Annotated in this window: 20 protein-coding genes and 1 pseudogene; 14 read left to right on the forward strand and 7 right to left on the reverse strand. The window is 59.4% G+C overall.

What is annotated here, in order from left to right:
• Positions 1 to 3: 3 nt before the first annotated feature.
• From AAAK34_RS06160 to AAAK34_RS06175, 4 genes and pseudogenes are all read left to right on the forward strand, one after another.
• Positions 4 to 833: pseudogene (locus AAAK34_RS06160) on the forward strand (M81 family metallopeptidase); the annotation flags it as partial.
• Between the two features lie 81 nt (positions 834 to 914).
• Complete coding sequence (locus AAAK34_RS06165) at positions 915 to 1,562, forward strand: MlrC C-terminal domain-containing protein (RefSeq protein WP_431778003.1); 648 nt, start codon at positions 915 to 917, stop codon at positions 1,560 to 1,562.
• Between the two features lie 460 nt (positions 1,563 to 2,022).
• Positions 2,023 to 3,117, forward strand: a complete 1,095-nt coding sequence (gene ychF / locus AAAK34_RS06170) for a redox-regulated ATPase YchF (RefSeq protein ID WP_231693574.1) — start codon at positions 2,023 to 2,025, stop codon at positions 3,115 to 3,117.
• Between the two features lie 78 nt (positions 3,118 to 3,195).
• Positions 3,196 to 5,682 (forward strand): heavy metal translocating P-type ATPase, encoded by a 2,487-nt coding sequence (locus AAAK34_RS06175; RefSeq protein ID WP_231693807.1) that lies wholly within the window; start codon positions 3,196 to 3,198, stop codon positions 5,680 to 5,682.
• A gap of 85 nt (positions 5,683 to 5,767) precedes the next feature.
• Here the strand turns inward: AAAK34_RS06175 and AAAK34_RS06180 are convergent, their stop codons facing one another.
• The 5 genes from AAAK34_RS06180 to AAAK34_RS06200 all read right to left on the reverse strand — a co-directional run bounded on the left by AAAK34_RS06180 (position 5,768) and on the right by AAAK34_RS06200 (position 10,007).
• Positions 5,768 to 6,598, reverse strand: coding sequence for a sterol desaturase family protein (locus tag AAAK34_RS06180; protein ID WP_231693573.1), 831 nt, complete (start codon positions 6,596 to 6,598; stop codon positions 5,768 to 5,770).
• A 730-nt stretch (positions 6,599 to 7,328) separates the two neighbouring features.
• Positions 7,329 to 7,826 (reverse strand): midcut-by-XrtH protein, encoded by a 498-nt coding sequence (locus tag AAAK34_RS06185; RefSeq protein WP_431777845.1) that lies wholly within the window; start codon positions 7,824 to 7,826, stop codon positions 7,329 to 7,331.
• Positions 7,827 to 8,153: 327 nt separating this feature from the next.
• Positions 8,154 to 8,708: a midcut-by-XrtH protein gene (locus AAAK34_RS06190; protein ID WP_231693571.1), complete on the reverse strand. Its 555-nt coding sequence runs from the start codon at positions 8,706 to 8,708 to the stop codon at positions 8,154 to 8,156.
• 122 nt (positions 8,709 to 8,830) lie between these two features.
• A complete protein-coding gene (alkB, locus tag AAAK34_RS06195) occupies positions 8,831 to 9,490 on the reverse strand; it encodes a DNA oxidative demethylase AlkB (protein WP_231693570.1) in 660 nt (219 codons plus the stop codon).
• Positions 9,491 to 9,533: 43 nt separating this feature from the next.
• Positions 9,534 to 10,007, reverse strand: a complete 474-nt coding sequence (locus AAAK34_RS06200) for a YqaA family protein (protein WP_231693569.1) — start codon at positions 10,005 to 10,007, stop codon at positions 9,534 to 9,536.
• A gap of 135 nt (positions 10,008 to 10,142) precedes the next feature.
• On the opposite strand from AAAK34_RS06200, the gene dusB reads away from it, so the two are divergent.
• The 3 genes from dusB (at position 10,143) to purH (ending at position 13,179) form a co-directional block, all read left to right on the forward strand.
• Positions 10,143 to 11,183 carry a tRNA dihydrouridine synthase DusB gene (dusB, locus tag AAAK34_RS06205; protein WP_231693568.1) on the forward strand — a complete coding sequence of 347 codons (1,041 nt, stop codon included), beginning with the start codon at positions 10,143 to 10,145 and terminating at the stop codon, positions 11,181 to 11,183.
• Between the two features lie 2 nt (positions 11,184 to 11,185).
• Positions 11,186 to 11,419 (forward strand): Fis family transcriptional regulator, encoded by a 234-nt coding sequence (locus AAAK34_RS06210; RefSeq protein WP_231693567.1) that lies wholly within the window; start codon positions 11,186 to 11,188, stop codon positions 11,417 to 11,419.
• A 155-nt stretch (positions 11,420 to 11,574) separates the two neighbouring features.
• Positions 11,575 to 13,179, forward strand: a complete 1,605-nt coding sequence (gene purH, locus AAAK34_RS06215; RefSeq protein ID WP_231693566.1) for a bifunctional phosphoribosylaminoimidazolecarboxamide formyltransferase/IMP cyclohydrolase — start codon at positions 11,575 to 11,577, stop codon at positions 13,177 to 13,179.
• An 87-nt stretch (positions 13,180 to 13,266) separates the two neighbouring features.
• Here the strand turns inward: purH and hemL are convergent, their stop codons facing one another.
• On the reverse strand, positions 13,267 to 14,580 hold the full coding sequence (gene hemL / locus AAAK34_RS06220; protein ID WP_231693565.1) for a glutamate-1-semialdehyde 2,1-aminomutase: 1,314 nt from the start codon (positions 14,578 to 14,580) through the stop codon (positions 13,267 to 13,269).
• Positions 14,564 to 15,529: a bifunctional hydroxymethylpyrimidine kinase/phosphomethylpyrimidine kinase gene (gene thiD / locus AAAK34_RS06225; protein WP_231693564.1), complete on the reverse strand. Its 966-nt coding sequence runs from the start codon at positions 15,527 to 15,529 to the stop codon at positions 14,564 to 14,566. The genes hemL and thiD overlap by 17 nt, the downstream gene beginning before the upstream one ends.
• Before the next feature lie 209 nt (positions 15,530 to 15,738).
• Here thiD and AAAK34_RS06230 point away from each other — a divergent pair, with 209 nt between their 5' ends.
• The 7 genes from AAAK34_RS06230 to AAAK34_RS06260 all read left to right on the forward strand — a co-directional run bounded on the left by AAAK34_RS06230 (position 15,739) and on the right by AAAK34_RS06260 (position 25,796).
• Positions 15,739 to 15,909 carry a rubredoxin gene (locus AAAK34_RS06230; RefSeq protein ID WP_231693563.1) on the forward strand — a complete coding sequence of 57 codons (171 nt, stop codon included), beginning with the start codon at positions 15,739 to 15,741 and terminating at the stop codon, positions 15,907 to 15,909.
• 111 nt (positions 15,910 to 16,020) lie between these two features.
• Positions 16,021 to 16,416, forward strand: a complete 396-nt coding sequence (locus tag AAAK34_RS06235) for a response regulator (RefSeq protein WP_231693562.1) — start codon at positions 16,021 to 16,023, stop codon at positions 16,414 to 16,416.
• Positions 16,416 to 16,781, forward strand: a complete 366-nt coding sequence (locus AAAK34_RS06240) for a response regulator (protein WP_231693561.1) — start codon at positions 16,416 to 16,418, stop codon at positions 16,779 to 16,781. Before AAAK34_RS06235 ends, AAAK34_RS06240 begins: the two co-directional genes overlap by 1 nt.
• Positions 16,782 to 16,798: 17 nt before the next feature.
• Positions 16,799 to 17,329, forward strand: coding sequence for a chemotaxis protein CheW (locus AAAK34_RS06245; RefSeq protein WP_231693560.1), 531 nt, complete (start codon positions 16,799 to 16,801; stop codon positions 17,327 to 17,329).
• Positions 17,330 to 17,352: 23 nt separating this feature from the next.
• On the forward strand, positions 17,353 to 19,629 hold the full coding sequence (locus AAAK34_RS06250) for a methyl-accepting chemotaxis protein (RefSeq protein ID WP_231693559.1): 2,277 nt from the start codon (positions 17,353 to 17,355) through the stop codon (positions 19,627 to 19,629).
• A 19-nt stretch (positions 19,630 to 19,648) separates the two neighbouring features.
• Positions 19,649 to 20,653, forward strand: a complete 1,005-nt coding sequence (locus AAAK34_RS06255) for a hypothetical protein (protein ID WP_431777846.1) — start codon at positions 19,649 to 19,651, stop codon at positions 20,651 to 20,653.
• A complete protein-coding gene (locus AAAK34_RS06260; protein ID WP_431777847.1) occupies positions 20,535 to 25,796 on the forward strand; it encodes an Hpt domain-containing protein in 5,262 nt (1,753 codons plus the stop codon). Before AAAK34_RS06255 ends, AAAK34_RS06260 begins: the two co-directional genes overlap by 119 nt.
• The last annotated feature ends 75 nt before the right edge of the window (positions 25,797 to 25,871 follow it).

Here is a 25,871-nt window from a genome sequence, read left to right on the forward strand (position 1 = left end):
ATCATGAAGAAGCCACGCGTCGCGATCCTGGGTTTTGCCATCGAAAGCAATCGCTTTGCGCCCATCTCCACTGGCGATGACTTCCGGGCTCGCGCATACCTGGAGGGCGAAGAGCTGATTGAAGAGGTTCGCAAGGAAACTCCCAGGACGACGCCGGAGATTCCGGCGTTCGTTCGGCGCATGGATGAAACTGGTGAGTGGACAGCCGTTCCGATCCTCTTTGCAAATGCAGAGTCGGGCGGTCCGGTTGATCACGCGTTTTTTTCTGAAACACTCACAGAGATTGAACACCGACTCCGGGCAGCGATGCCATTGGACGCGGTCTATATTTGTGAGCACGGAGCTGCGATCACCACTCAGGAGAGTGACCCTGACGGCGTCGTTTTTGAATCGATACGCGAAATCGTAGGCCCTGCGGTTCCTGTTGTGGCGACGGTCGATCTTCACGCTAACGTATCGGATCGAATGGTGGATGCAGTGGATGTGCTCGTGTCCTATCGTCGCAATCCGCACACCGACATGGCAGAGCGTGGTGCTGAAGCTGCGGATCTGATTCATGAACTGCTCAGCGGCGTGAAACCCGTGGTCGCTCATGTCCGGCTACCCATTATTTCGCCACCCACGCAATTGCTCACGGCTCCGGGGACGGGGCCGTACGCAGAGATGATTGAGAGAGGAGAAGCGCTCGACGATCCGCGCCTGCTGAATGTGTCGGTCGCAGGGGGTTCTCATACGGCGACACACCGAAGAATGGTCTGACTGTTCTTGTGACTTGCCGCCAAGATCAGGCATACGCTGAGAAAACGGCGAAGGATCTGGCTTCCATTGCCTGGGAGAAGCGTGCAGCTTTTTACCCCGAGTTGATTCCTCTGGAGCAGGCCGTGGAAATCGCGTCCGCCGCAGGCCGGGATGACATGTTGCCCCCAGTCCTGCTGGCCGATGTTGCAGATAACCCTGGTGGTGGCGGGAGAGGCAATACGACCACACTGTTGAGAGCTCTGGTCGAAGCCAGGGTGAAAGGAGCGATCCTGGGGGTGTTCACTGATCAGGCACTTGCCGCGGAGGCTCATCGTTTGGGCGTCGGGAGCAGCTTCAGGGCACTGTTCAATCGCGATGAGACTGCCCGGTTCTCAGAACAGTTCGAAGCCGACGCAACCGTTGTCAAACTGCATTCCGGCAAGGGGGTGGGACGCCGCGGGCAACTTGCCGGTTGCAGCTTCGACCTGGGACCCACCGCAGTGCTGGAAATTGAGGGCATCCGGGTCGTCGTGATCACTCATCGCCATCAGTGCCATGAGCCTATGTTCTTTGAAATGTGCGGAATCGACATCGGCACTGCCCGTTCTGTGGTCTTGAAGTCCAGGGGGCATTTCAGGGCTGCATTTGACGAATTTTTCACAAGCGCTCAAATCCTGCATGTCGATGCGCCAGGACTGACTTCGCCAGCCTTGAATCGCTTTGATTTCAAGCACCTGCCGCGTCCAGCCATTCCGCTGGATGATCTGGATGACTGGAACATTTCAGTCCGTATGAAGGGTGCGCACGCCGCGGCTGGGCACTAGACCACGTCTGGTGCCGGTGCGACGCAGGCTCAGGGGTTGGTCCCTCACGATCATGAGCCTCGCAGGCTCCTCGGGGGCGCCTAGCATGCAGCGTAGCAAAAAGATCTCAGCCAGCTGCCGTGGCAGAGTCAAGAAAGGGAGTTTGGACGCAATTGCGCGGATTACCTGCCGCCGCGCAGCCGGGAATGACGAAGGGGCGATATTTACTTGGCAACCCGCTGGAAAAAGTTTTGTTTCCCATGTGTGCTGAGCCAGCAAGTCGGAGGAAGCCCCGCGCACCTTTGTGGTCAGTACAATCGGAATCAGTTTCCCCTCAGGCAAAACGAGAACCAGGCCCTGCCAGGCTGAGCGACGGACCCGGTATTTGAGGGGCCGTCTTTCCAGGCGATTTCCGGGGTTCGGCACGATACCCGCGTTGGGTTTGATCGTGCATAAGGGGTCGATTCATAAAGGAATTTCCATGAGCTTGCAATGCGGCATCGTGGGCCTGCCCAACGTTGGCAAGTCCACTCTTTTCAACGCGCTGACCAAGGCGGGCATCGCTGCCGAGAACTATCCCTTCTGTACGATCGAGCCGAACACTGGTGTGGTGGAGGTGCCTGATCCGCGTTTGGCGAAGCTGGCCGAGATCGTGAAGCCTGAGCGTGTGCTGCCCGCAATCGTCGAATTCGTCGATATCGCCGGCTTGGTGGCGGGTGCCAGCAAGGGCGAAGGTCTGGGCAACCAGTTTTTGGCGCACATCCGCGAGACGGATGCCATCGTTAACGTAGTGCGCTGCTTCGAAGATCCGAACGTGATCCACGTGGCGGGCAGGGTGGATCCTATTTCGGACATTGAGGTCATCCAGACGGAGCTTTGCCTAGCCGACCTAGGCACCGTGGAAAAGGCTCAGCATCGCTACGGCAAGTCGGCCAGAAGCGGTAACGACAAGGAAGCCACCGCCATGGTCAAGCTCCTGGGCCCCGTGCAGGAGGCGCTCAACCAGGGCATCCCAGTGCGGACGTTGCAACTGTCCAAAGAAGAGCAGGCGCTTCTCAAGCCGCTTTGCCTCATCACCGCCAAGCCGGCCATGTTTGTGGGCAACGTGTCAGAAGATGGTTTTGACAACAACCCGCTGCTGGATCGCTTACAGGAGTATGCGAACTCCCAAAATGCGCCCATGGTGGCCATTTGCGCCAAGATGGAAGCCGATATGGCCGACATGAGCGACGAAGATAAGGAGCTCTTCCTGGCCGAGATGGGTCAGGAAGAACCCGGCCTGAACCGCCTGATTCGTGCCGCCTTCAAACTGTTGGGCCTGCAAACCTATTTCACCGCAGGCGTGAAAGAAGTGCGCGCCTGGACCATCCACATTGGCGACACAGCCCCCCAGGCGGCCGGCGTAATCCACGGTGACTTCGAGCGCGGCTTCATTCGCGCGCAAACCATCGCCTTTGACGACTACATCCAGTTCAAGGGCGAGCAGGGCGCCAAGGATGCGGGCAAGATGCGCAGTGAGGGCAAGGAATACATCGTCAAGGATGGAGATGTGTTGAACTTCCTGTTCAACGTCTGAGTGTTCTCGACTTGACTTTCCCATGATGGGAAGGATTAAGCTTCCCTCATGTCGGTTTTTAACGATGGGAAGTCAGTCATGCGCAATTCGGGCGAAAGCGATGCTCGTGCCAATACCTTGATCAGTTTGCCCATTGAGGGCATGACCTGTGCAAGCTGTGTCGGCCGAGTCGAGACGGCCCTGAAAAAGGTCGAGGGCGTGGGCAGTGTGTCCGTCAATCTTGCCACCGAGCGAGCAGACGTTCACCTTGCCGGTCCCGTTGACCGCGTGGCGCTGGTCCAAGCTGTCGAGAAAGCTGGTTACAACGTCGCCGCGAGCGCTGTTGAGCTCATGGTTGAAGGAATGACCTGCGCCTCATGCGTGGGTCGTGTGGAGAAGGCGCTCAAGGCTGTGCCTGGTGTCACGGAGGCCGTGGTCAATCTGGCCACTGAGCGTGCCACGGTCCGTGGGGTGGCGGCGGTGAACGATCTGATCGCCGCCGTGGAAAAGGCGGGCTACGAGGCGCGAACGATCGACACAAGTGGTCAGGTCGACGAAGAAGCTGCCGAAAAGAAAGATGCCGAGCGCGCTGAACTCAAGCGTGATCTGATGATTGCTGCGTTGCTGGCATTGCCTGTTTTCGTGCTCGAAATGGGGTCGCACCTGATTCCCGGCATGCATGAGTGGGTCATGTCTACCATCGGCATGCGGGAAAGTTGGTATCTGCAGTTTGTGCTCACTTCCCTGGTGCTGGCCATTCCGGGCAGGCGGTTCTATCAGAAAGGTTTTCCCGCGCTTGTGCGCCTGGAGCCGGACATGAATTCCCTGGTCGCTGTAGGCACGGCGGCCGCCTTCGGATACTCGGTGGTGGCCACTTTTGCCCCAGGCTTGCTGCCGGCTGGGACGGTGAACGTCTACTATGAAGCCGCGGCGGTCATCGTGGCTCTGATCTTGCTGGGGCGCTTCCTGGAAGCTCGAGCCAAAGGGCGAACCTCGGAGGCCATCAAGCGCCTGGTCAAACTGAATGCCAAAGTGGCACACGTTGTGCGCGACGGCAAGGTTGTGGATATTCCGATCAACGAAGTGGCACTGACCGATGTGGTGGAGGTGCGCCCGGGCGAGCGTGTGCCGGTCGATGGCGAGGTGACTGAGGGTCTCAGCTTCGTGGACGAGTCCATGATCACTGGCGAGCCCATTCCTGTGGAGAAGTCTGTCGGTGGAGTGGTCATTGGCGGCACTGTCAACCAGAATGGCGCACTGACGCTGCGTGCCACTGCGGTGGGTGGGCAAACCATGCTCGCGCAGATCATCCGGCTGGTCGAGCAGGCCCAGGGGTCCAAGCTACCCATTCAGGCTGTAGTGGACAAGGTGACCCTATGGTTCGTGCCAGCAGTCATGCTTGCGGCCGTGGTGACCTTCCTCGCCTGGCTGATTTTCGGGCCGTCGCCGGCGCTCACTTTTGCGCTTGTGAATGCGGTGGCGGTGCTCATCATTGCGTGCCCTTGCGCGATGGGTCTGGCCACGCCAACCTCGATCATGGTCGGAACAGGCCGTGGGGCGGAAATGGGCGTGCTGTTCCGTAAGGGCGAAGCACTCCAATTGCTGAAGGACGCACGGGTGGTGGCCGTTGACAAGACAGGCACGCTGACTGAAGGCCGTCCCGCCTTGACCGACCTGGAGACCGCCAAGGGTTTTGATCGGAGCGAGGTTCTGGTGAAGGTCGCCGCGGTTGAGTCGCGCTCGGAGCACCCCATTGCCCGAGCCATCGTGGAGTCTGCCGAGGAGGGGGGCAAGGAACTGCCGTCGATGACCGAGTTCGAGTCAGTCACAGGAATGGGTGTGCGCGCGAACGTGGAGGGCGTGCGGGTGGAAGTTGGCGCCGACCGCTTCATGCGCGCTCTGGGGCTTGATGTGGGTATGTTCGCAGGGACCGCCGAACGCCTGGCCGACGAAGGCAAGTCACCGTTGTACGCCGCCCTTGACGGGCAACTGGCGGCCATTATTGCGGTGGCCGATCCCATCAAATCTTCGACCCCTGCTGCTATTGCCGCATTGCACCAGCTGGGCTTGAAGGTGGCCATGATTACGGGAGACAACGCGCGCACTGCCCAGGCTATTGCCAAAAAATTGGGCATCGACGAAGTAATTGCCGAGGTTCTGCCTGCGGGCAAGGTGGAGGCGGTGCGTCGGTTGAAAGCTACCTACGGGAAACTAGCCTTTGTGGGCGATGGCATTAACGACGCTCCCGCACTGGCAGAGGCCGACGTCGGGCTGGCGATTGGCACGGGCACCGATGTGGCCATGGAATCGGCTGATGTGGTGTTGATGTCTGGAAACCTGCAAGGCGTGCCGAATGCGATCGCGTTGTCCAAGGCTACCATTGGCAATATCCGGCAAAACCTATTCTGGGCTTTTGGCTACAACACGGCACTGATCCCCGTGGCCGCGGGTGTGCTCTATCCCGCTTACGGTGTGTTGCTGTCGCCTATTTTTGCAGCTGGTGCGATGGCGCTGTCTAGCGTCTTCGTGCTTGGCAACGCGCTTCGCCTGCGGCGCTTTCAGCCGCCGCTGTCGGTGAAGGCTTGAGGCTGATGCGGCACTCTCACGCGCTCATTTTGTATCCGTGCGGCCACCTCAATGCAGGTGCCAGCCGCGTCAGTCGATCCTGCGATTAGCTTGCCGAGTTGGTTCGGGTGGTGCTCGGCCCTATCGGGTCCAGCGCGATTTTGCGGCGGAAAGGGGCCAAGAGAATGGCCTTCAGCGTCTGATTGGCTGGGTCACGCCCGGTTTCCAGGCCGATCGTCAAGGAGCGACCCTTGTCCGGCACCGTGGGCGAGGCACTGCGAAACAGAAAATCGAGCACTGAAAAGACAGTGGCGTAGTTGCTGTCGGTCTGAATCTGATTGGCACTGTGGTGCACACGATGAAAGGCCGGCGTCACAATAAGTCTGCGCAGGACCTTGTCGAGCCAATCAGGCAAAGCCACACTGCTGTGAGAGAAGGTGGCAACCGTCACGGCGGTGATGCTGTAGGCCAAAACGGCCCACACAGGTGGCGCCAGAATCAGCAGCAAAGGTAGGTTAACCAGCGCTGCCACCATGCTTTCACCCGGGTGGTGGCGGTGTGTGGTGGTGGCGTCCAGTTCAATATCGCTGTGATGAATGGCATGCAGGCGCCACAGCCAGGGCACGGCGTGAGATAAGCGGTGTAGGGTGTAGGTGATGGTGTCCAGCAGGATGAATGTAGCGATCCATTGCGCCCAAATGGGTAGCCCCATCGCGGCAAGGGCGCCACTTCCCGGAGTGACACCCAAGGCACGGGAGCTTGCCCAGAACAGCGCGGAAACCAGCAAGGTGGTGCACACTGCAAGGGCTGAAAGGGTCAGGTTACGGAACCAACGCAGCAGTGGTGCTTTTGATTCTGCAAAAAGAGGCAAAGCCGCCTCAAGCAGCATCGCCACGGTGAGGCTGAAAATGATGGCGGCGATGTAGAGGTGGATCACTGGAAAGTTCGGAGGGGCGAGGAGGCTCGCCACCTCAGGTGTTACGGGTTATTGGTTCTTGAGACTCTTGGTGCTCTTTGGATCGGGCGTTCGAAAGTGGTGTCCGATCGGTCTGGTCGATGCAATTTTCCGCGCCGACTGCGCTGCCCCCTGTAGGAGCGGCTTCAGAGGGTGTCGCAAAACGGCCTCGTTCTTCTTCCCTCTCCCTCCGGGAGAGGGCCAGGGTGAGGGCAGCGGCGCATGATCTGAGACTGTCTTTGGGCGCGCCCCCTCACCCCAACCCTCTCCCGAAAGGAGAGGGGGCAATCGCCACTGCTGCACCAACCACTTTAACGACAGCCTCTTCAGCCGCGATTGGTTTCCTTCGGAGCACAAGACGACATTGATGACGGTGACCCTTCGCGGCTGAAGCCGCTCCTACAAAAGCAGTAATGTTGGACGCCGTTTTGGGTTTTCAAAGTTTTGTTTCTCATGAGGGTGTCGCAAAACGGCCTCGTTCTTCTTCCCTCTCCCGCCGGGAGAGGGCCAGGGTGAGGGCAGCGGCGCATGATCTGAGACTGTCTTTGGGCGCGCTCCCTCACCCCAACCCTCTCCCGAAAGGAGAGGGAGTAATTGCCACTGCTGCACCAACCACTTAACGACACCCTCAAGCTGCTCCTACAGTGCGGGAAAACAGCATGAGGCGGAATCAGCATGCAGTTGGAGAGTTCATCGCCGTGAAGGGCTTTCTTTATACCGGAAGCTCTCCAGGCGGTCCTTCCTCACCATCTGGGATAAATTCAATGTTACATTTGCCGGTGGGTGAAACGACGTAGCCTACAGTGCATTCTGGTGAATCTGGCGGCGGCGAATTGACGACAGACCCCGGATTAGGCCGGATGGCTATGATCTTCAGAGGCACTCCAGCCGTATTAGTCAGTTGTGTCCAATAACTGGCCATTACAGTTCCGCCGGTAGGAGACGACATGTTTTCTAGATCTGCAACAATGGCCTTGGCTTCCTGAACCAGACCATGACCAGCGGCTGCAGCTGCAAGCGCCCCTGCTACCAGTGTCAAGTTCGACAGCAGTCGGCCGTTGACACGTCCGCGAAGACCCCGGTAGGCGACAACGGCAACCAGCAGGGCCATCAGCACCAGCATCCATTCGCCGAGTGTTGGGACGGCCGACACGCTGCTGGTCAGCGGCGCATAGTCGACGCTGCCCCCGGAGCCACTCCGCCAGCCCAAGATGCCGAACCGACCAACAAAAGCGCAACGGTTGTGAGTGATTTTCGGGGTAAGCGATTAAATGAAAACTTAGCCAGCATCCGGAGCCTCCTGAGATTGAAATAATTTTTCAGGGGCCATTATTCTCAGAAGACAAATTTCTTGTCAATGTGCCTGGCCTTCTTGGGATGAGCTGCATGAATCCCTGCGGTCTGCTGTCGTTTGGCGTCGGGCGATCCGCTGCGTTGCTTTTTTTGCCAATAGCTGGGCTATTGGCTGCAAAAAGACGCCTTGCGCTTCATCCCGATCCGCACTACCACCGACTCGCGAGGGTTATGCAGGGCATCCTTAACCGTCTAACCAGTCAAAGGCAACATTACATGTGTTGCCTGGTGAGACGACGAAGTTCACAGTGCACTCGGGTGTTTCTGGGGGCGGCGAAACAACATGGGACCAGTCGTTGGGCCGAATGGCCTTGATTTTCAGTGGCACACCTGAAGTGTTGGTCAGCCGAGTCCAATAGGCGGTGGTTTCCACCGTTCCGCCGCTCGCGGATGACATGTTCTGTTCGTTCGCAGCAGGTGTTGCTCTGACCTCCTGAATCAAGCCATGACCGGCAGCGGCAGCCGCCAAGGCGCCTCCTGCAAGCGTGAGGTTTGATAACAATCTGCCATTGACTCGCCCGCGGAGTGCTCGGTAAGCCATTACTGCCAGCAAAAGGCCCAACAACACCAGCATCCATTCACTCAGCGATGGCACAGCCGCCACATTGGCGGTCAGCGGCTCGTATTCGATGGTGCCTCCCACCGGCACCCCTGCCCAGGCCGCAGGCCCGCAAAGCAACAGCCCGAAGGCCGTCAATGATTTCCCGCTCACGCGCGGTAACGATAATTTGGCTTGCATTCAAAATCTCCCAAGATTGGAATACTTATTTCACTAATTCTCAGCGGCATGTTGAGTTTATGTCAATGTGTAAAAGCGTGTGACACGAAACTTCCAGGCAGGGTTGCTGATTAGCAGCCGGTCTATCCCGCGCGACGAAATGTAAAGTTGATTCGTGCGGCGCCGCTCAAGGGGTGGGTGTCTTCCTTGAGCGGCGCCACTCCGTGAAATCGAAGCCGGTCTACGCCGCCCCACACGGCCACGTCGCCATGAAATAGGGGCACCCGTTCGGCGCGGTCAGCCCGACGCAGTCCTCCCCACAGGAAAAATGCGGGAATGCCGAGGGATACCGAGACGATGGGGGCTAAGAAGTCACGCTCGTTCCGGTCCTGGTGGAGCGACATGCGGGCACCGGGCTGGTAGCGGTTGATCAGGCAGGCGTCCGGTGTGAAGTCGGCAAAGCCTCCTTGCCTCGCCGCGTCTTGAGCCAATTGCATGAACGGGGCGGGCAGGGCGGGCCATGGCAGGCCGCTGTCAGGGTCGAGCGCCGAGTAGCGGTAGCCGCGTGTATCGCTGGTCCAGCCGAGTGTGCCGCAATTGGTGAGTGCGACGGACATGCGTTGGCCTCCGGGGGTGACCATGTGCCGAAAAGGCGCCTGTTCGATGACAGTCTGCAGCGCCGGCCAAAGTCTCTCGACATGCGGCAGAGCAAATCCGCGCAAGACCAGAGCTTGCGGGCCGAGGCGCGTCTCGGTGCCAGCGAGATGATGATCGTCCAGATCAAACAACGGCGCGGTGCTCATACGTGCCAGACTGCGTGCTCATATGCGCCGACGGTGAGTCAGTTCAGGAGGTTGGCCAAAAATACAGCAGTGCAGAGGTCATTGCAAGGTACCGGGCGAACTTGCCGGCCGCCATGTATCCGGCACAGGGGATCAATGGCATCTTCAGCCAGCCGGCCACCGCGCAAAGCGGGTCGCCGATGATGGGAAGAAAAGACAAGAAGCACGCCTTCGGCCCCAACTTTTCCAGCCATACCAGCGCCCGCAGATGGGTGGATGAGTGGCGGTACTTGTCCACCACCTTGTGTGCGCCCAGACCCATCCACCAACTCACTATTCCTCCCAGTGTGTTTCCAGTGGTGGCCACCAGGATCGCTGGCCAAAACAGGTGGGGGCTGAGCTTGATCAGGCCGAAAACCGCGGGCTCTGAGCCCATGGGTAGCAACGTGGCCGACACGAATGCCACCACGAAGACTGTAGAAAGCCCGTATTCGGGCAGCGCGAGCGCGTTGAGTAGGGTTTGCAACCAAGCTTCCATCAGGCCGGCAAGTGTAGGGCGTTTTGGGTGCAGGCTATGTGGAGCGCGATTTCAATTGCTGAAATTTTGAGCAGATAGAATTGCGCTCCTGCCGATCCCATCCTAAAGTCCTTCTACCCGCGCTTGCCCACGCTCATGCAGATCGGTTCTCATGCCCTTCCCAACAACGTCTTCGTTGCTCCGATGGCGGGCGTGACCGATCGACCGTTTCGCCAACTGTGTCGCAGTTTCGGCGCGGGCTACGCGGTCAGCGAGATGGTGACGTCACGCAGGGATCTGTGGCACACGCTGAAGACTTCACGCAGGGCTGACCATAGCGGCGAACCGGGACCCATCGCAGTTCAGATTGCCGGGACGGATGCCGAGATGATGGCCGAGGCCGCAGCCTACAACATTGATCGCGGCGCGCAGATCATCGACATCAACATGGGCTGCCCCGCCAAAAAGGTGTGTAACAAATGGGCAGGCTCAGCCTTGATGCAAGATGAGCCCCTCGCGTTGCGTATCATTGAGGCTGTAGTTGCGGTGTGCGCCCCGCGCGCCGTGCCGGTTACGCTGAAAATGCGGACCGGCTGGTGCGCCCGCGAGAAGAATGCCCTGCGCATTGCCCGCGCGGCCGAGGCTGCGGGGGTTCAAATGCTTACTATTCATGGTCGCACGCGCGAGCAGGGGTATAAGGGATTGGCCGAGTACGACACCATCGGCGCGGTCAAGGCGTCGGTGCGCGTACCGGTGGTTGCCAACGGCGACATCGATTCCCCGGCCAAGGCGCGTGCTGTGCTGGCTGCCACCGGTGCCGACGCCGTCATGATCGGGCGTGCCGCACAGGGGCGACCCTGGATTTTTCGCGAGGTGGTTCATCACCTGGCTACGGGCGAGTTTCTGGCGGCCCCGCTGATGCTGGAGGTGCGCCGTGCATTGTTGGCGCATTTGCAGGATCACTATGCACTCTATGGAGAGTACACGGGTGTTCGCTCAGCAAGAAAGCACATCGGTTGGATGCTTCGTGGCCTGTATGGCGGCGAGGATTTCCGGGCCGTGATCAATGAGTTGGAGGATGCCGACGCGCAATGGCGCGCGGTGAGTGACTATTTGCAGGCTCTGGCTCAGCGCCACGAGCGATGGCCGGGCATTCCGGCGCCGGCGCCTGCCAATGAGGTGGAAACACCAAGATAACCATGAGCAAAGAACATATAGAGGAATGCGTGCGCGATAGCCTGGAGGGGTATTTGCGCGACCTGCACGGCACGGAGCCGAACGGGTTGTACGAAATGATGATGAAGGTGGTTGAAAAGCCGTTGCTCGATGTCGTCATGCGGCACGCTGAGAACAACCAGTCCCGCGCGGCCGAATGGCTGGGGATGAACCGCAACACGCTGCGTAAGAAGCTGACAGAGCATAAGCTGATGTGAGGCACCTTTGCAGGATTGGCATTGCCGGGCGGAGTTCACCGCTACGTCAGCAGCATTGCTGATCACGCCGCTCCTGCCGCTCCGTTTGGAGCTTTTCACTTCTTCTAGCTGATTCCTGTCGCTGAAAAGATTTTTTATTTTTCTTGAGTCCAAGCATGAACGCCCTGATTTCCGTATCTGACAAAACCGGCATCACTGAGTTTGCCGCAGCGCTGTCTGCGCTGGGTATCAATTTGCTGTCCACGGGCGGCACCGCCAAGCTGCTCGCTGATGCCGGCCTCCCGGTGACCGAGGTGGCCGAGGTTACTCAGTTTCCTGAAATGCTTGATGGCCGCGTCAAGACCCTCCACCCAGCCGTGCACGGCGGTCTGTTGGCCAGGCGTGATGTGCCTGAGCACATGCAGGCCCTGAAAGACCACGGCATCGGCACGATCGACCTGCTGGTGGTGAATCTCTACCCCTTCGAGGCCACAGTTGCCAAGCCAGGTTGCACTCTGGCTGATGCCATCGAGAACATCGACATCGGCGGTCCCGCCATGGTGCGTAGCGCCGCCAAGAACTGGCGGCATGTGGCTGTGCTGACTGACGCAGCCCAATATGCGGGCGTGCTGGCTGAGATGCAGGCGAACGAAGGACGCCTGAGCGACGCCACGCGTTTTGCCTTGTCGGCGGCGGCGTTCAACCGCATCAGCGACTACGATGCAGCCATCAGCGATTATTTGTCTTCAATCGATTTCGCTTCAGCCTCCGATAGCGAAGCTCCGGTTCGGGGGCTTTTCCCCGCGCACAGCAATGGCCGCTTCATCAAACTCCAGGATCTGCGCTACGGCGAGAACCCGCACCAGCGCGCTGCGTTTTACCGCGATCTTTACCCCGCGCCGGGTTCGCTGGTAACTGCCGAGCAGTTGCAGGGCAAGGAACTCAGTTACAACAACATCGCCGATGCAGATGCTGCCTGGGAGTGCGTCAAGCAGTTTTCAGCTCCCGCATGCGTGATCGTCAAGCACGCCAACCCTTGCGGGGTGGCGGTGGGTGTCGATGCGCTACAAGCCTATGGAAAGGCGTTCCAGACAGACCCGACGAGTGCTTTCGGTGGCATCATCGCATTCAACGTGCCGGTAGACGAGCGTGCGGCGCAGCAGGTGAGCAAGCAATTCGTGGAGGTGCTGATGGCGCCTGATTTCACGCCTGAGGCGCTGGCGGTTTTCAAGGCCAAGGCCAACGTGCGGGTGTTGAAAATTTCGTTGGAAGGCGTCAAGCGCGACGGCCAAACCGATTGGGCGCGCGGTCTCAATGCCATTGACGTCAAGCGGGTCGGCTCAGGGCTCCTGATGCAAACCGCCGACAACCATGAACTGGCGCTGTCGGACCTGAAGGTGGTCACGAAGCTGGAACCCACTGCCGAGCAACTGCAGGATCTGCTCTTTGCATGGAATGTGGCCAAATTCGTCAAAAGCAATGCCATCGTATTCTGCAAGGACGGCATGACCATGGGGGTAGGTGCGGGTCAGATGAGCCGGCTTGATTCAGCGCGTATTGCCAGCATCAAGGCACAGCACGCGGGCTTGTCGCTTCAAGGCACTGCCGTGGCTAGTGATGCATTCTTTCCGTTCCGTGACGGTCTGGATGTCGTGATTGATCACGGGGCAACCTGTGTCATTCAGCCGGGTGGCTCCATGCGCGACCAGGAAGTGATTGACGCGGCGAATGAGCGCGGCGTGGCCATGGTGTTTTCAGGGGTTCGCCACTTCAGGCATTAAAAAGGGCCCTGGGCAACTGGAGAGCACGCCGAGCTGGATCCAGAGGCGTGCCCAGGGGCTACCGCAATGGGAAGGTGGCAGCGGCGACTACCTTGGTCTCATTTCCTTGAAGACTTCTCTGGCAGCGTCTACGGTGGCTGCAATATCTGCATCCGTGTGAGCGGCACTGACGAAGCCTGCCTCGTACAGAGCTGGCGCGAGGTAGATGCCGCGGTCAAGCAGGCCATGGAAAAGTTGGTTGAAACGGGTGGAGTCGGTCTTCATGACCTGGGTGTAGTTGCTCGGGAGTTCGGGCAGCAGGAAGAAGCCGAACATGCCGCCCTCGCAGTCTACTGAGAAGGGAATACCTTCTGTCGCGGCTGCGGCTTGTAGCCCGTCGACGAGCGTCCGGGTCTTGCGTGACAGTTCATCAAAGAAGCCCGGCTTTTTGATTTCTCGCAGTGTGGCCAAGCCACAGGCGGTGGCCACCGGGTTGCCGCTCAGCGTGCCCGCCTGGTATACCGAGCCTAGCGGTGCCAACTGCTCCATGACCGAGCGCTTTCCGCCGAAGGCCGCCAGCGGCATGCCCCCACCAATGACCTTGCCCATGACGGTAATGTCCGGCTCGAAGCCCGGAATGCTCTTCGCATACACACTTTGGGCGCTACCCAGTGCCACGCGGCAACCGGTCATGACTTCATCGTAGATCAAAAGCGCACCGTGCTGAGTGCATAACTCTCGGCAGCGTCGCGTGAATTCGGTCGTGGCGCGCACGAAATTCATGTTGCCGGCAATCGGTTCGATGATGAGCCCGGCAATTTCCTTGCCGTGCAGCGCGAAGGCTTCTTCGAGTTGGTTCAGGTTGTTGTATTCCAGCACCAGCGTGTGCTGCACCACCTCGGGTGGCACGCCCGCGCTGGTCGGGTTGCCGAAAGTGGCCAAGCCAGAGCCGGCCTTGACGAGCAGGGCGTCGGCGTGACCGTGGTAGCAGCCCTCGAACTTGATGATCTTGCTCCTGTTCGTGGCTCCGCGCGCAAGGCGGATGGCGGTCATGCCGGCTTCTGTGCCGGAACTTACCAGCCGGACCATTTCCATGGAAGGCACCAGCGAGAGAATTTCTTCCGCCAATTCGATCTCGCGTTCCGTGGGGGCGCCGAACGAGAAGCCCTCGGTAGCGGCTTTTTGCACCGCTTCGAGGACCGCAGAGTGGCCGTGGCCCAGGATCATGGGGCCCCAGGAGCCGATATAGTCGACGTAGCGCTGGTCGTTCGCGTCCCAGAAGTAGGCTCCTTGAGCGCGTTTGACAAATCGTGGTGTGCCTCCAACGGCGCGGAAGGCGCGTACTGGCGAGTTCACACCGCCAGGAATGACGCGGCGCGCACGCGCCATCAAGGATTCGTTGAGATCAGTGTTTGGTTTCATTGAATGGATTCGGTATGTCGAAGATTGTTGGGGTGCCAGATTCGGTTGGAGGTTCAGGGCCGTCCGGTGCGTCGGATCCGGCCCAGAACAGCCGGTCTGCCAGCGCATGGCCCATGCCGGGATGAAAACCGTGGTCTAGCGCCTGGTCCAGATACTGAAGCGCCTCAGTGGCCGCTTCGCCAAGATCCAGGCCTGTGGCCAGTAGCCCGACCAGTGCGGCAGAAAGTAGGTCGCCGGCGCCCATGAACGACGCGTCGATGCGCTCAAAGGCATGCGTGCAGAGTTCCTCCTGCTGCGAAGCCAGCACGTTGCCGATCTGGCCGTCGGGCAGTGCCAGTCCGGTGACCAGAACGTACGAGACCCCCAGTTCGGCCGCTGCCCGTGCGAGATCTGTGGTGCTCGCGTGTCGGGTTGTAGTAGATTCCGGCAGCAGCCAGTGACGCAGGGTGCTGTTGTTGCCCACCAGTATTGCTGTCTGGGGAAGCAACAACTCCCGAAAAGCGTCCTGATAGATGTCTATCTCATGGGCGTCCCACCACGACAGGTCGGGCATATAGGCGACGACCGGTACGCTGGAGTAGTCGGAAGTGAAGGCGGCGATGGCGGCTACCGCTTCTGCGCTGCCGATAAAGCCGACCTTGATCAACTGCAGGGGCACATCTTCAGCCGCAAGTCGGGCCTGTTCGAGGATGGCAGCATCGTCAAGGGCGGCGTGGCCTACTGTGTCCCGTGTGTCGCGCAGATAGGCGCCGGTAACCACCGGGATGGCGTGGGCGCCCACCGAGGCGATGACAAGAGCATCGCCGGTGATTCCTCCAGCGCCGGTTGGGTCGCTGGCATTGAAGCTCAGTACACAGGGGAGGCTGACTTCTTCGGCAAAGTCAGTGCCTTCGTTTGTTTCGTTTGCTTCGTTTGCTTGCGGCGAAGGGGTCGCACTGGATCGAGTCATGGAAAACTGCTCACGCCGTGGGGGTTCAAATGCTATTTTGAGGGCAGTGAGCGTTTTTAACCCTCCAAAATAACTTAAATACGAGCGCGGACTTTGCTCTTTCTCAAATGACTTGCATTAATTGCGATCGGCTTGAGCCAAACTCGCAACAGAGCGGGCACCGATCGATACAATCGATTGCATTCTATGCGAGTGCAACTTAAGCTGTAATGGAAACTAAAACTTGGATGTGCCTGATCTGCGGATGGATCTACGACGAAGCTGCCGGTGCCCCAGAGCATGGCATTGCTGCGGGAACCCCCTGGGAGCAAGTCCCTATGAACTGGACTTGCCCTGAGTGTGGGGCCCGAAAAGAAGATTTCGAGATGGTGGAGATCTGATCGAAACAAATCGTCTGTATTCTTGAGGCAGGGCAGGGCTGGGCTGGTTGTTGCCGGCCGGTGTCGAACGGGTTTGACACATCGGAACCATCGGAAACATAGGAGGATGGGGTGGGCTTGAACACATCGAGGAAGGTGTTGGTCGTTGACGACAGCAACACCATACGGCGCAGCGCTGAGATTTTTCTCAAGCAGGGTGGGCACGAGGTAATGCTGGCAGAGGACGGCTTTGACGCGTTGGCGAAGGTCAACGACAGCCGCCCTGACCTTATTTTTTGCGACATCCTTATGCCGCGGCTGGATGGTTACCAAACGTGCGCCATCATCAAGCGCAACGAGAAATTTGCCGACACGCCGGTGATCATGCTGTCATCCAAGGATGGCGTGTTCGACAAGGCCCGTGGGCGCATGGTCGGCTCCCAGGAATACTTGACCAAGCCTTTCACCAAGGAAGAGCTGCTGAAGGCAGTGCAGCAATTCACCCCCTCCAAACAGGAGACTTTGTGATGCCTATCCGAAATGTGCTGGTAGTAGATGATTCCAAGACGGAATTGATGTTTTTGGGCGATATCCTGCGCAAGGCAGGGTTCGTCGTGACTACTGCGGAGAATGGCGATGAGGCGAAAAGGCGCCTCGAGGAAGGTACGCCTGACCTCATTCTGATGGATATCGTGATGCCTGGGCAGAACGGTTTTCAGCTAACACGCACCATCGTGCGCGATCCCCGCTACGCCGACGTGCCCATCATCATGTGCACCAGTAAGAATCAGGCAACTGACCGCGTGTGGGGGTTGCGCCAGGGCGCGCGCGATTACATCACCAAGCCTGTCGATCAGGCTGAACTCCTCTCGAAGATCAAGGCTCTGGGTTAACCCCGGGTTGGCAGGGTATGGGAACCAAACAGGCCCTTCTTGAGCTGCAAAGTCGGCTGGCCGAAAAACTCCAGTCGGCGAAAACGTCTGGTGTGTCGGCTTCATGGTTGGCTGTGGAGGCGGGCAAGTCCCGGCTGCTGTTTCCACTTACCCATGCCGGCGAGATTTTTTCATGGACGCGCGTGCAACCGGTACCTTACGCGCGTAAATGGTTTCTGGGCATGGTCAATCTGCGGGGCGGGTTGTGTGGCGTCGTCGATCTCGAAGCCTTCATTTCTGGAGTTGCGAGCGCGCCACGGTCAGAGATGGCGCTCGCGCAAGCACGCCTTGTGGCCCTCAATCCGCTGCTGGAAGTCAATTGTGCTTTGCTGGTTGACCGACTCGTGGGGCTTCGCACCGCAGAAGCCTTTGTCGCTTCGGCGCCCGCCCCAGCCAGTGCGCCAGCTTACTTCGGCCACGTCTACCGCGATCCGGAAGGGGGCGAATGGCAGGAAATCAACCTGCAGGTTCTTTCGCACAGTCCGGCCTTTCTCGGTATCGTTGTCTAGCTCATTTTTTGAAGGTTCACTTCATGTCGCTTGCTGATCAATTTTCGAGCCTCTTCAAGAAGAAGAATCTGCAGGAATCTTCCGTTTCTGCGGGGGGCGAGTTTGCCCCTGGAGATTCTCTCCTGAGGGCAGGGGCCGATAGCTTGGCTCCACCAAGCCATGATTCAGGCGAAAGTGGTTTTGGCTTGGCCTCCGCATACCCTGAAGACGGGGCCGGCCGGCAGGTTTCGGGTGCAGGGGATACTTTTGCGGCGCCGCTGCTGGGCACACGCACAGCAGCGCAGCACCAGCGTGTGCTTTCCTTGCTGCTCGGCCTGGCACTTCTGGCTTTGGCCGTGACGGTCTACTGGACGGTGTCGCAAACAGACAAGATTGCGCGGCAAGTGGGGGCGACGGGGCAGTCACTGCTGCAGTCGCAACGCCTGGCTAAGTCGGTATCGCAGGCGCTCATCGGCAACGCTGATGCTTTCCCCGAACTCAAGGAAAGCGCCCAGGCACTGACCGTCAATGTAGAAGGCTTGCGGGCTGGGAGCGATGGCGTCGCGGCGCTTGGCGAGGCCTATAAGTCAGACATGGACAAGATCGTTCCACTGGCTGAGCGGGCACAGAAGAAAGCCACTCTGGTGCTTGACCAGCAGAAGACCTTGACCCAGGTGGGTCTGTCGCTGCGCTCAATCAGCCGTCAGTCGACTGAACTGCTTGAAATCGCCGAATCGGTGTCTTCTCTCAAGCTGCAGCAAGGCGCACCGGCCGCCGATCTCTCAGCGGCTGCCCAGTTGGTCATGCTGACCCAGCGCATCGGCAAGTCAGCCAACGAATTCCTGACCCTGGACGGCGTGAGCCCCGAGGCCGTGTTTTTGTTGGGCAAGGATTTGAACTCTTTCAAGGATATGGGAGAGGGCTTGCTGGACGGTAGCGCCGAGCTGCGGTTGGCGCCCACGCGAGATGCGCAAACCCGCCAGCAGTTGATGGACTTGCTGAAGGTGTTTGAGCAGACACGGGCGCAGGCCGATGGTATTTTGGGCAATCTTCAAGGACTGGTCTCCGCGCGCGAGGCGCAGGTTTCGCTCGTGGAGGAGAGCGAGCCGCTGCGGCAGGCGCTGGAGGCCTTGCAGGCGCGCCTTTCGTCCGAATCGGGCCTGAAATGGTCACACATTCTCATGCTGCTCCTATTCGCGGGTGTGGCACTGCTGGCTGCGATGGGTCTGGGATATGTGCAGTTGCGGGAAAGCCGGCAGCGTCAGGCTCTGGCGGAGCAGCAACGCTACGCGGCTGAACAGGAGCAGCAGGAAGTCAAACGCGTAAGCGATGCTAACCAGGCTGCGATCTTGCGTCTCATGAACGAGTTGCAAAACGTGGCTGAGGGTGATTTGACGCAAGAAGCTACCGTGACCGAGGACATTACCGGGGCTATTGCCGACACGGTGAACTATACGGTCGAGGAATTGCGTTCGCTGGTGGGTAACGTGCAGAACACCGCTACCCGGGTTGCGCAAACCACATCCAGGGTGGAGACCACATCTTCCGAGCTGCTGGCCACATCGACCGAACAGCTGCGCGAGATCCGCGAGACCGGCCAGTCCGTGCTCGACATGGCGCAACGAATCAACGAGGTGTCTGCCCAGGCGCAAGAGTCCGCCTCCGTGGCGCGGCAATCTCTGCAGGCGGCGGAAGCGGGTCTTACGGCGGTGCATAACGCCATTGGCGGCATGAATGCGATTCGTGACCAGATTCAAGATACCTCCAAGCGAATCAAGCGGCTGGGTGAGTCCTCCCAGGAAATCGGAGAAATCACCGAGCTGATTGCCGACATTACCGAGCAGACGAACGTTCTGGCCTTGAATGCTGCCATTCAGGCGGCTTCGGCGGGAGAGGCAGGTCGAGGCTTTTCCGTGGTGGCCGAGGAAGTCCAGCGGTTGGCCGAGCGTTCGGGCGACGCGACGCGCCAGATCGCGGCGCTGGTGAAAGCCATTCAGCGTGACACTCAGGATGCGGTGGCCGCCATGGAGCGTTCCACTCAGGGTGTTGTGGAAGGAGCTCGCCTGTCGGACAACGCGGGTACAGCGCTTTCCGAGATTGACCAGGTGTCTCGGCACCTGGCTGAACTCATTGAGCAGATCTCTTCAGCCGCGTCCAAGGAAGCCAATCAGGCGAACGAGGTGGCAGGCAACATTCAACAGATTTTTGTTGTGACGGAGCAGAACGGCGAGAGCACGAGAGCCACGGCCACCCAGGTGCGAGATCTTGCGCGCATAGCCGACGAACTTCGTCAATCCGTGGCACGATTCAAGATCGGTTGATTTCCGGAGCGAACAAGTCATGGTGACAAGCCCAGCCGAAGTCCGTGGCTCTGCCGTGGCTCATGCAGGATTAGAGAACCTTGGGCCGCTGGCCTGGGTTCTTGACGAAACGCGAAAGTCGATTGAAGGTTCAGCCAAACTGCTCAAACTGTTTGCGCATGAATCTGAGATGGCGCTCGGAACGGGTGCGGCCGAGATTGATGCGGGGCAAGTACGCACGGCCCGGCAGCAATTGCATCAGGTTTCGGGCGCACTTGAAATGGTGGGCCAGGAAATCGCCGCGCGTGTGGTGCGCGGCATGGAAGATGCCGTACAGCATTTCGTGCTGCACCCGGAAAAGTGTAACGAGGCTGCTGCCAGCTCGCTCGAACGTGCGGGTTTTGCGCTGATTGAGTACCTTGAGAGCCAGCTTGGCGAGCAGCCTCGTCCGGCCGTTGGCCTTTTTTCGCAGTACCGCGAAGTGTTGAAGCTGGCGGAAGCCGAGCGTATTCATCCGGCGGACCTGTGGCCAGTTTCGTGGCGTTGGACCGAACCTGCCACACCTTCGGCTTCGCAAGTCTTGAACTACGGCCGAGAAGTGCGCAGCCAGCTTGATCAGCGGGTACTCAAGATCATGCGTGGCGAAGATGCCAACGCCGCCTCTGAACTCGGTTTGATTTGCCTCGGCTTGGCGGCTGGGGAAACTGCTCAGCAGCCGAGCGTCTTCTGGCGGTTGGCGGCGGGATTTTTGAGGGTCTGGCCAAATCGCTGGTTCCGCTGGATGCCTATACTCGGCGCGCCGCTTCGGGTGTCTTGCTGCAGTACGCGTCCTTGGCGCGTGGCGACCAATCGGTCTCTGATCAGCTGTGCCTTGACCTGCTGTTTTTTGCGGACAAGCGCAACCGTCTGTCCACCAACCTGCGCCGGTGCTTGCAGCTATACGCCAGGCCTGGGGTCTGAATGCGCTCGAGACCGCGCCCTATGGCGAGCCTATTTTTGGCTTGTTCGATCCGGCTGTCCTTCAGCAGGCGCGCCGCCGCATTGAGTCTGTCAAGGAAAACTGGTCAGCCTTGGCGGGCGGAGACATGGGGCGGCTCAAGGGTTGCATTGATCAATTCGGCCTGGCCGCCGAATCGCTCGTCAAGCTCTACGAAAAGGGCAAGCCACTGGCAGACGCGCTGCTGCGGGTAGCTACGCAATCGGCGCAAGCCAATCAGCCGCCTGCGCCTGAGTTGGCCATGGAGACGGCGACTGCGATTCTTTTTCTGGAGGCATCGTTCTCTGATTTCCAGCCCAGTGACCCGCAGTTCTCCAGCCGTATCCTGAGCCTGGCGGATCGTTTGAATGCCGTGTGCGCCGGAGGCAAGCCGCAGCCGCTAGAGCACTGGATGGAAGAGTTGTATCGCCGCTTCAGCGAGCGCCAGACCATGGGTACGGTCATTGGTGAGCTAAGTGCGACGTTACATGAAGTGGAGCAACACCTCGATCAATACTTCCGAAATCCGGTTGATAGCGCGTCGCTCGACCATGTGCCGGGACTGATGATCCAGATGCGGGGCGTGTTGTCGGTGCTCGGCCTGGACCAGGCTGCGCTGGCGGTGAGCTACATGCGTCAGATCATCGACCAATTGATCGCGGGCGTGACCAGCCCAGACAAGGCCAGGAGTGAAGGGTTGTTCGAGACGCTCGGCAACAGCTTGGGCGCTCTGGGTTTTCTGATTGACACGCTGGCCTACCAGCCCGTGCTGGCGAAGAAGCTCTTCATCTACGACGAGAGTTCTGGCGAGCTTAAGCCTCTGATGGGTCGCACGTCTTCCGAGGCTGTGACAGAGAACTTGGCCGTGGAATCTCAAGCGGTTGTGTCACCTGAAGAGCCGTACGAGTCCATTGGCCTTGACTTGGACCTGGAGACTCTCGATGAACCGGCCTTGGCGGTTGCATCGAGCGAACTGCAGCCAGGAAGCGACTCTTTACCTGATCTGGATTCAGGTCCGGTAGAGCAATTTTCTGACACGGTCGCGCTGGAAGATGAGCCCGTGCACACCGGTGCAGCGCTATCTTTGGTGGAAGCCGAGCGAAGCTTGCAAGATCAGCCCGACGCCCGGCCTGCAATGCTGCCGCTCTCGCAGAAGGATTCTCAGATTGAGTTGCCCGCGGCATTGAATGAGCCTCCCGCTGAGCCCGAATTGCTCGCGCCGCATGATGATGGTAGTGACGAACTCCTCGACGTCTTCCTGGAAGAAGCCAGAGATGTGATACGCAGTGGGAACGATGCGTTGTGGGTGCTGCAGACAGATCCTCTGGATGTAGCGCAGCAAACTACGCTTCGGCGGGCGTTCCACACACTCAAAGGCAGTGCGCGCATGGTGGGGCTCACCGAGTTCGGTGAAGCTGCCTGGTCTATGGAGCAGTTGCTTAGCGCCTGGATAGGCGAGAGCAAGCCCGCAACGCTTGATCTGCGTGACCTTTCAGGTCAGGTGTTGGAGGCCTTTGGCCGCTGGGTTGATGACATTGCCGCGAAGTCTGACGCGGGCTGGCAGGCAGCGCCCTTCAGCTTGGCTGCAGATGCTTTGCGAACGCATGGCCAGCTATTGCCCCTGCTGATTGAAAACGTCGATGCTGCCACTAAGCCGGGGCAGATTGCATCTGGTTTGGTTGGGGTGGACTCTGTACATGAGGAGTCGATTACTCTCAGCGGGTTTGATGCGCTGCCCGAGTTCGAGGTCCGCGCTGCCAACGGAGTTCCACCTCAGGACGCACAGGAGCAGAGGCCTTCCACCCAGCAGGGGGCGGTGTTGCCGTTGGCTCCAATTGAACTTCCAGACATTGACTTGCACCTGCCCGCTGCAACCACTGATGAACTGGTCAAGGAAGCTCCTGATCTCTCTTTCGAGCCCTTGCCCGAGGATCAAAATCTCGACCTGGAGTGGGTCTTCGAGGACGACGGTGCCGTCGCGGATGCTGATGTAGATGCTGGCGTGCAGTTGGACGAAGACATTGAAGCGTCGGGTAGTGGGTTTGAGCAGTCCACACTGCCGCTTAGCCTGGAATTGCCGGAGCTGGAACTTCCGTTCGAGACTGATGCCTCTGAAATTTTGCCGGAACCTCTGCAACCGGAGCCGCTGGTCGAGGTTGGGGAAGACCTTCTTGACTCCGCTCCAGAGAGCGCGCAGGAAGACATGGCGCAAGAGCTCGCCTCGACTGCCGCTCCAGACGAATACAAGTACGTTGGTGGGCTGAGCATCAGCATTCCGCTTTATAACGTTTATCTCAACGAGGCGGACGAGTGGTCCAGAAGGCTGGCGACAGAGTTGTCCGAATGGTCGCTGGAGTTGCAGCGACCAGTGCCCGAGGCGGCCATTTCCAGTGCGCATTCGCTAGCTGGGGCTTCATCCACGGTGGGGTTTGCAGGTCTTTCAGGCTTGGCCCGCGCGGTGGAACATGCGCTGCAGCATTTGCGCGTGCAAAGCACCGGTACGTCAGAACAGGCGCGCGTGCTGAATGATGCAGCCGAGGAAATCCGGCGCGTGCTCCACCAGTTCGCGGCCGGTATTCTGAAAGAGCCGTCCGAAGCTGTCATACAGGCGGTAACGGATCTCCATCCGACGGATTTCCACGCGGCGCATTTGGCTGAAGCTGAGTTTGATGAATTCGAACTCGAGGTCAGCTCCACTGATGAAGCGGAAGTTCCGGCATCGACCGAGTCAGAGCCCACGCAAGATGCAGGCAGCGGGCCTGCCGCAGAGTCTTTGGCGAATCAGGCCGCTGCCACCGCGCTGAGCGAGGCCATCACGCTCGCGAGTGTGGCGCATCAGTCTATTGGCGATGGCATTGATGTGGAAGATGCCATTGACCAGGATCTGCTGCCTATTTTCCAGGAAGAGGCGCAGGAATTGCTCCCCCGCTTGGCGGAGGCTGTGCGCCAATGGGCCGCCGATCCAGAGAACTTGGGTGCGCGCGCTCAGTTGATGCGTGGGCTACACACGCTCAAGGGAAGTGCGCGACTGGTGGGGGCCATGCGTCTTGGCGAGATGGCTCATCGGTCCGAATCGACCATAGAAGTGCTGGGTACCGAAGGCCTCACCAAGGCAGACTTGGAGCCGATGCTTGAGCGTGTGGACGAGCTCGAGGCGGAAATGGACCGGTTGTTTGTCCAGAGTCCCCCCGAACTTGCGATTGCGCAGGCTGAGCCTGTGTTCGGCGCGCATGCTCAGGTGGCTGAAACGACCGGGCAGGAGGATGCTCCTGCTGGTCAGGAGGCGGCCGAGCCCGAGAGGGTGATTAACGGGCCGGTTGCGCTGCCCGCTGCCCTATCCTTGACCGGGTCGCGCACGGCAGCCAGACAGATGGTGCGAGTTCGTTCGCAGCTTCTGGACCGGTTAGTCAACGAAGCAGGCGAGGTGATCACCTCGCGAACCCGCCTGGAAGCGGATATCGGACAAATGCGCACTTTGTTGACCGACCTTGGCGGCAACCTGGAGCGCTTGCGTGCGCAACTGCGCGACGTGGAACTGCAGGCCGAATCGCAAATGCAGTCGCGTCTGGCTCTGACCAAGGACGCGCAGCAGAATTTCGATCCGCTGGAATTCGACCGATTCACCCGCATGCAGGAGCTGACGCGGATGATGGCCGAGTCAGTCAACGACGTTGCGACCGTACAGCGCGGCCTGCAGCGTGCGATTGAATCCGGCGAAGATGACCTGGCGGCGCAGGGGCGCCAGTCGCGTGAACTACAGCGCGATCTGTTGCGTACCCGAATGGTCGAGTTCGATGCTTTGTCGGAGCGGCTCTATCGCGCTGTGCGCCAGGCGTCGAAGGAAGCGGGCAAGCGAGTCAGGCTTGAGATCGTGGGCGGATCCATTGAGATCGATCGCGGCGTACTTGAGCGTATGACGCCCTCTTTCGAGCACCTGCTGCGCAACTGCGTGGGCCATGGGATCGAACCTTCCGATGTGCGCGTGGCGCATGGCAAGAGCCCTGAGGGCGTGGTAACCATTGAGGTCTCCCAGTCAGGCAACGACGTGTCAGTCGAATTCCGTGACGACGGCAGCGGTTTGAATGTCGAGCGCATACGTGATCGCGCCATTCAGATGGGCCTGATGACGCCGGGCCAGGTACTGACCGAATCCGAGGTGGCCAATCTGATCTTTGCACCCGGTTTTAGTACGGCCTCTGAAGTGACCGAGCTCTCAGGCCGAGGGATCGGGATGAACATCGTTCTGAGCGAAATCCAGGCGCTCGGCGGACGTATCGAGACCCACACCCGAGAGGGCGAGGGCAGTGCTTTCCGGCTAGTCATGCCACTCACTACGGCGGTGACGCACGTGATCGTCGTGCGTGCCGGCCATTTGGTCATTGGGGTGCCTTCCAACCTGATTGAGGTCGTACGGCGCAGCGGTGCGCAGGAGTTGCAGCAGGCCTACGAGGAGGGAAGCTACGAGTTTGGCGATCAAAAGTTGCCGTTTTTCTGGTCGGGTTCGCTGCTGCAAAGCTCTCGCCGCAGCGCCGAAATGTCAGACAAGTTGCTGCCCATCGTGATCTTGCGAAGCGCCGAGCAGCGCATAGCCATGCACGTGGATGAGGTGCAGGGAAACCAGGAAGTGGTGGTGAAAAACCTCGGGCCGCAGTTGTCGCGGTTACCGGGCCTTGTAGCAGCCACCACGCTCGCTTCGGGCGAGGTGATGCTCATATACAACCCGGTGGCGCTTGCCACCGTGTATGGTCCCCAGGCGCTTCTCTACGCGGCGGACGCATCTCGGGACAGCGCCGGCGGCAGCCATGCAGGGGAGACCTCTGATCAGGCGTCAAAACCACCGCTGGTTCTGGTGGTGGACGATTCGATCACCGTTCGCCGTGTTACCCAGCGACTGCTTCAGCGCGAAGGCTACCGCGTGGCGCTGGCTGCGGACGGGCTCCAGGGCTTGAAGGCTTTGCAAGTCGAGCGGCCAGCCGTGGTGCTCTCTGACATTGAAATGCCCCGCATGGATGGCTTCGACTTCGTTCGCGGCATTCGCGCCAACGAGCAGCTGGCTGACCTGCCGGTGGTCATGATCACATCGCGCATCGCTGAGAAGCACCGAGAGCTCGCGCGTGAGCTTGGCGTCAACCACTATCTGGGTAAGCCCTACTCGGAGGATGAGCTTCTGCGCCTGGTCGGAAAATATGCGGAACGCGTGGCGACTTCCTGAGTAGGAACTTGGTTTTCAAGGAAATCAGAAAAATTCGGGAAATGCGGCAAATCAGGTCAATCAAGTAAAGGCGCT

The organism is Ottowia caeni, assembly GCF_050821495.1.
Classification (GTDB): domain Bacteria; phylum Pseudomonadota; class Gammaproteobacteria; order Burkholderiales; family Burkholderiaceae_C; genus Ottowia; species Ottowia caeni.

Excerpts from the sequence above, each read along its gene's own strand:
- AAAK34_RS06165 (WP_431778003.1), top strand. The coding sequence starts at position 915 with ATGTTGCCCCCAGTCCTGCTGGCCGATGTTGCAGATAACCCTGGTGGT.
- ychF (WP_231693574.1), top strand. The coding sequence starts at position 2,023 with ATGAGCTTGCAATGCGGCATCGTGGGCCTGCCCAACGTTGGCAAGTCC.
- AAAK34_RS06175 (WP_231693807.1), top strand. The coding sequence starts at position 3,196 with ATGCGCAATTCGGGCGAAAGCGATGCTCGTGCCAATACCTTGATCAGT.
- AAAK34_RS06190 (WP_231693571.1), bottom strand. The coding sequence starts at position 8,708 with ATGCAAGCCAAATTATCGTTACCGCGCGTGAGCGGGAAATCATTGACG.
- alkB (WP_231693570.1), bottom strand. The coding sequence starts at position 9,490 with ATGAGCACCGCGCCGTTGTTTGATCTGGACGATCATCATCTCGCTGGC.
- AAAK34_RS06200 (WP_231693569.1), bottom strand. The coding sequence starts at position 10,007 with ATGGAAGCTTGGTTGCAAACCCTACTCAACGCGCTCGCGCTGCCCGAA.
- dusB (WP_231693568.1), top strand. The coding sequence starts at position 10,143 with ATGCAGATCGGTTCTCATGCCCTTCCCAACAACGTCTTCGTTGCTCCG.
- AAAK34_RS06210 (WP_231693567.1), top strand. The coding sequence starts at position 11,186 with ATGAGCAAAGAACATATAGAGGAATGCGTGCGCGATAGCCTGGAGGGG.
- purH (WP_231693566.1), top strand. The coding sequence starts at position 11,575 with ATGAACGCCCTGATTTCCGTATCTGACAAAACCGGCATCACTGAGTTT.
- hemL (WP_231693565.1), bottom strand. The coding sequence starts at position 14,580 with ATGAAACCAAACACTGATCTCAACGAATCCTTGATGGCGCGTGCGCGC.
- thiD (WP_231693564.1), bottom strand. The coding sequence starts at position 15,529 with ATGACTCGATCCAGTGCGACCCCTTCGCCGCAAGCAAACGAAGCAAAC.
- AAAK34_RS06230 (WP_231693563.1), top strand. The coding sequence starts at position 15,739 with ATGGAAACTAAAACTTGGATGTGCCTGATCTGCGGATGGATCTACGAC.
- AAAK34_RS06240 (WP_231693561.1), top strand. The coding sequence starts at position 16,416 with ATGCCTATCCGAAATGTGCTGGTAGTAGATGATTCCAAGACGGAATTG.
- AAAK34_RS06245 (WP_231693560.1), top strand. The coding sequence starts at position 16,799 with ATGGGAACCAAACAGGCCCTTCTTGAGCTGCAAAGTCGGCTGGCCGAA.
- AAAK34_RS06250 (WP_231693559.1), top strand. The coding sequence starts at position 17,353 with ATGTCGCTTGCTGATCAATTTTCGAGCCTCTTCAAGAAGAAGAATCTG.
- AAAK34_RS06255 (WP_431777846.1), top strand. The coding sequence starts at position 19,649 with ATGGTGACAAGCCCAGCCGAAGTCCGTGGCTCTGCCGTGGCTCATGCA.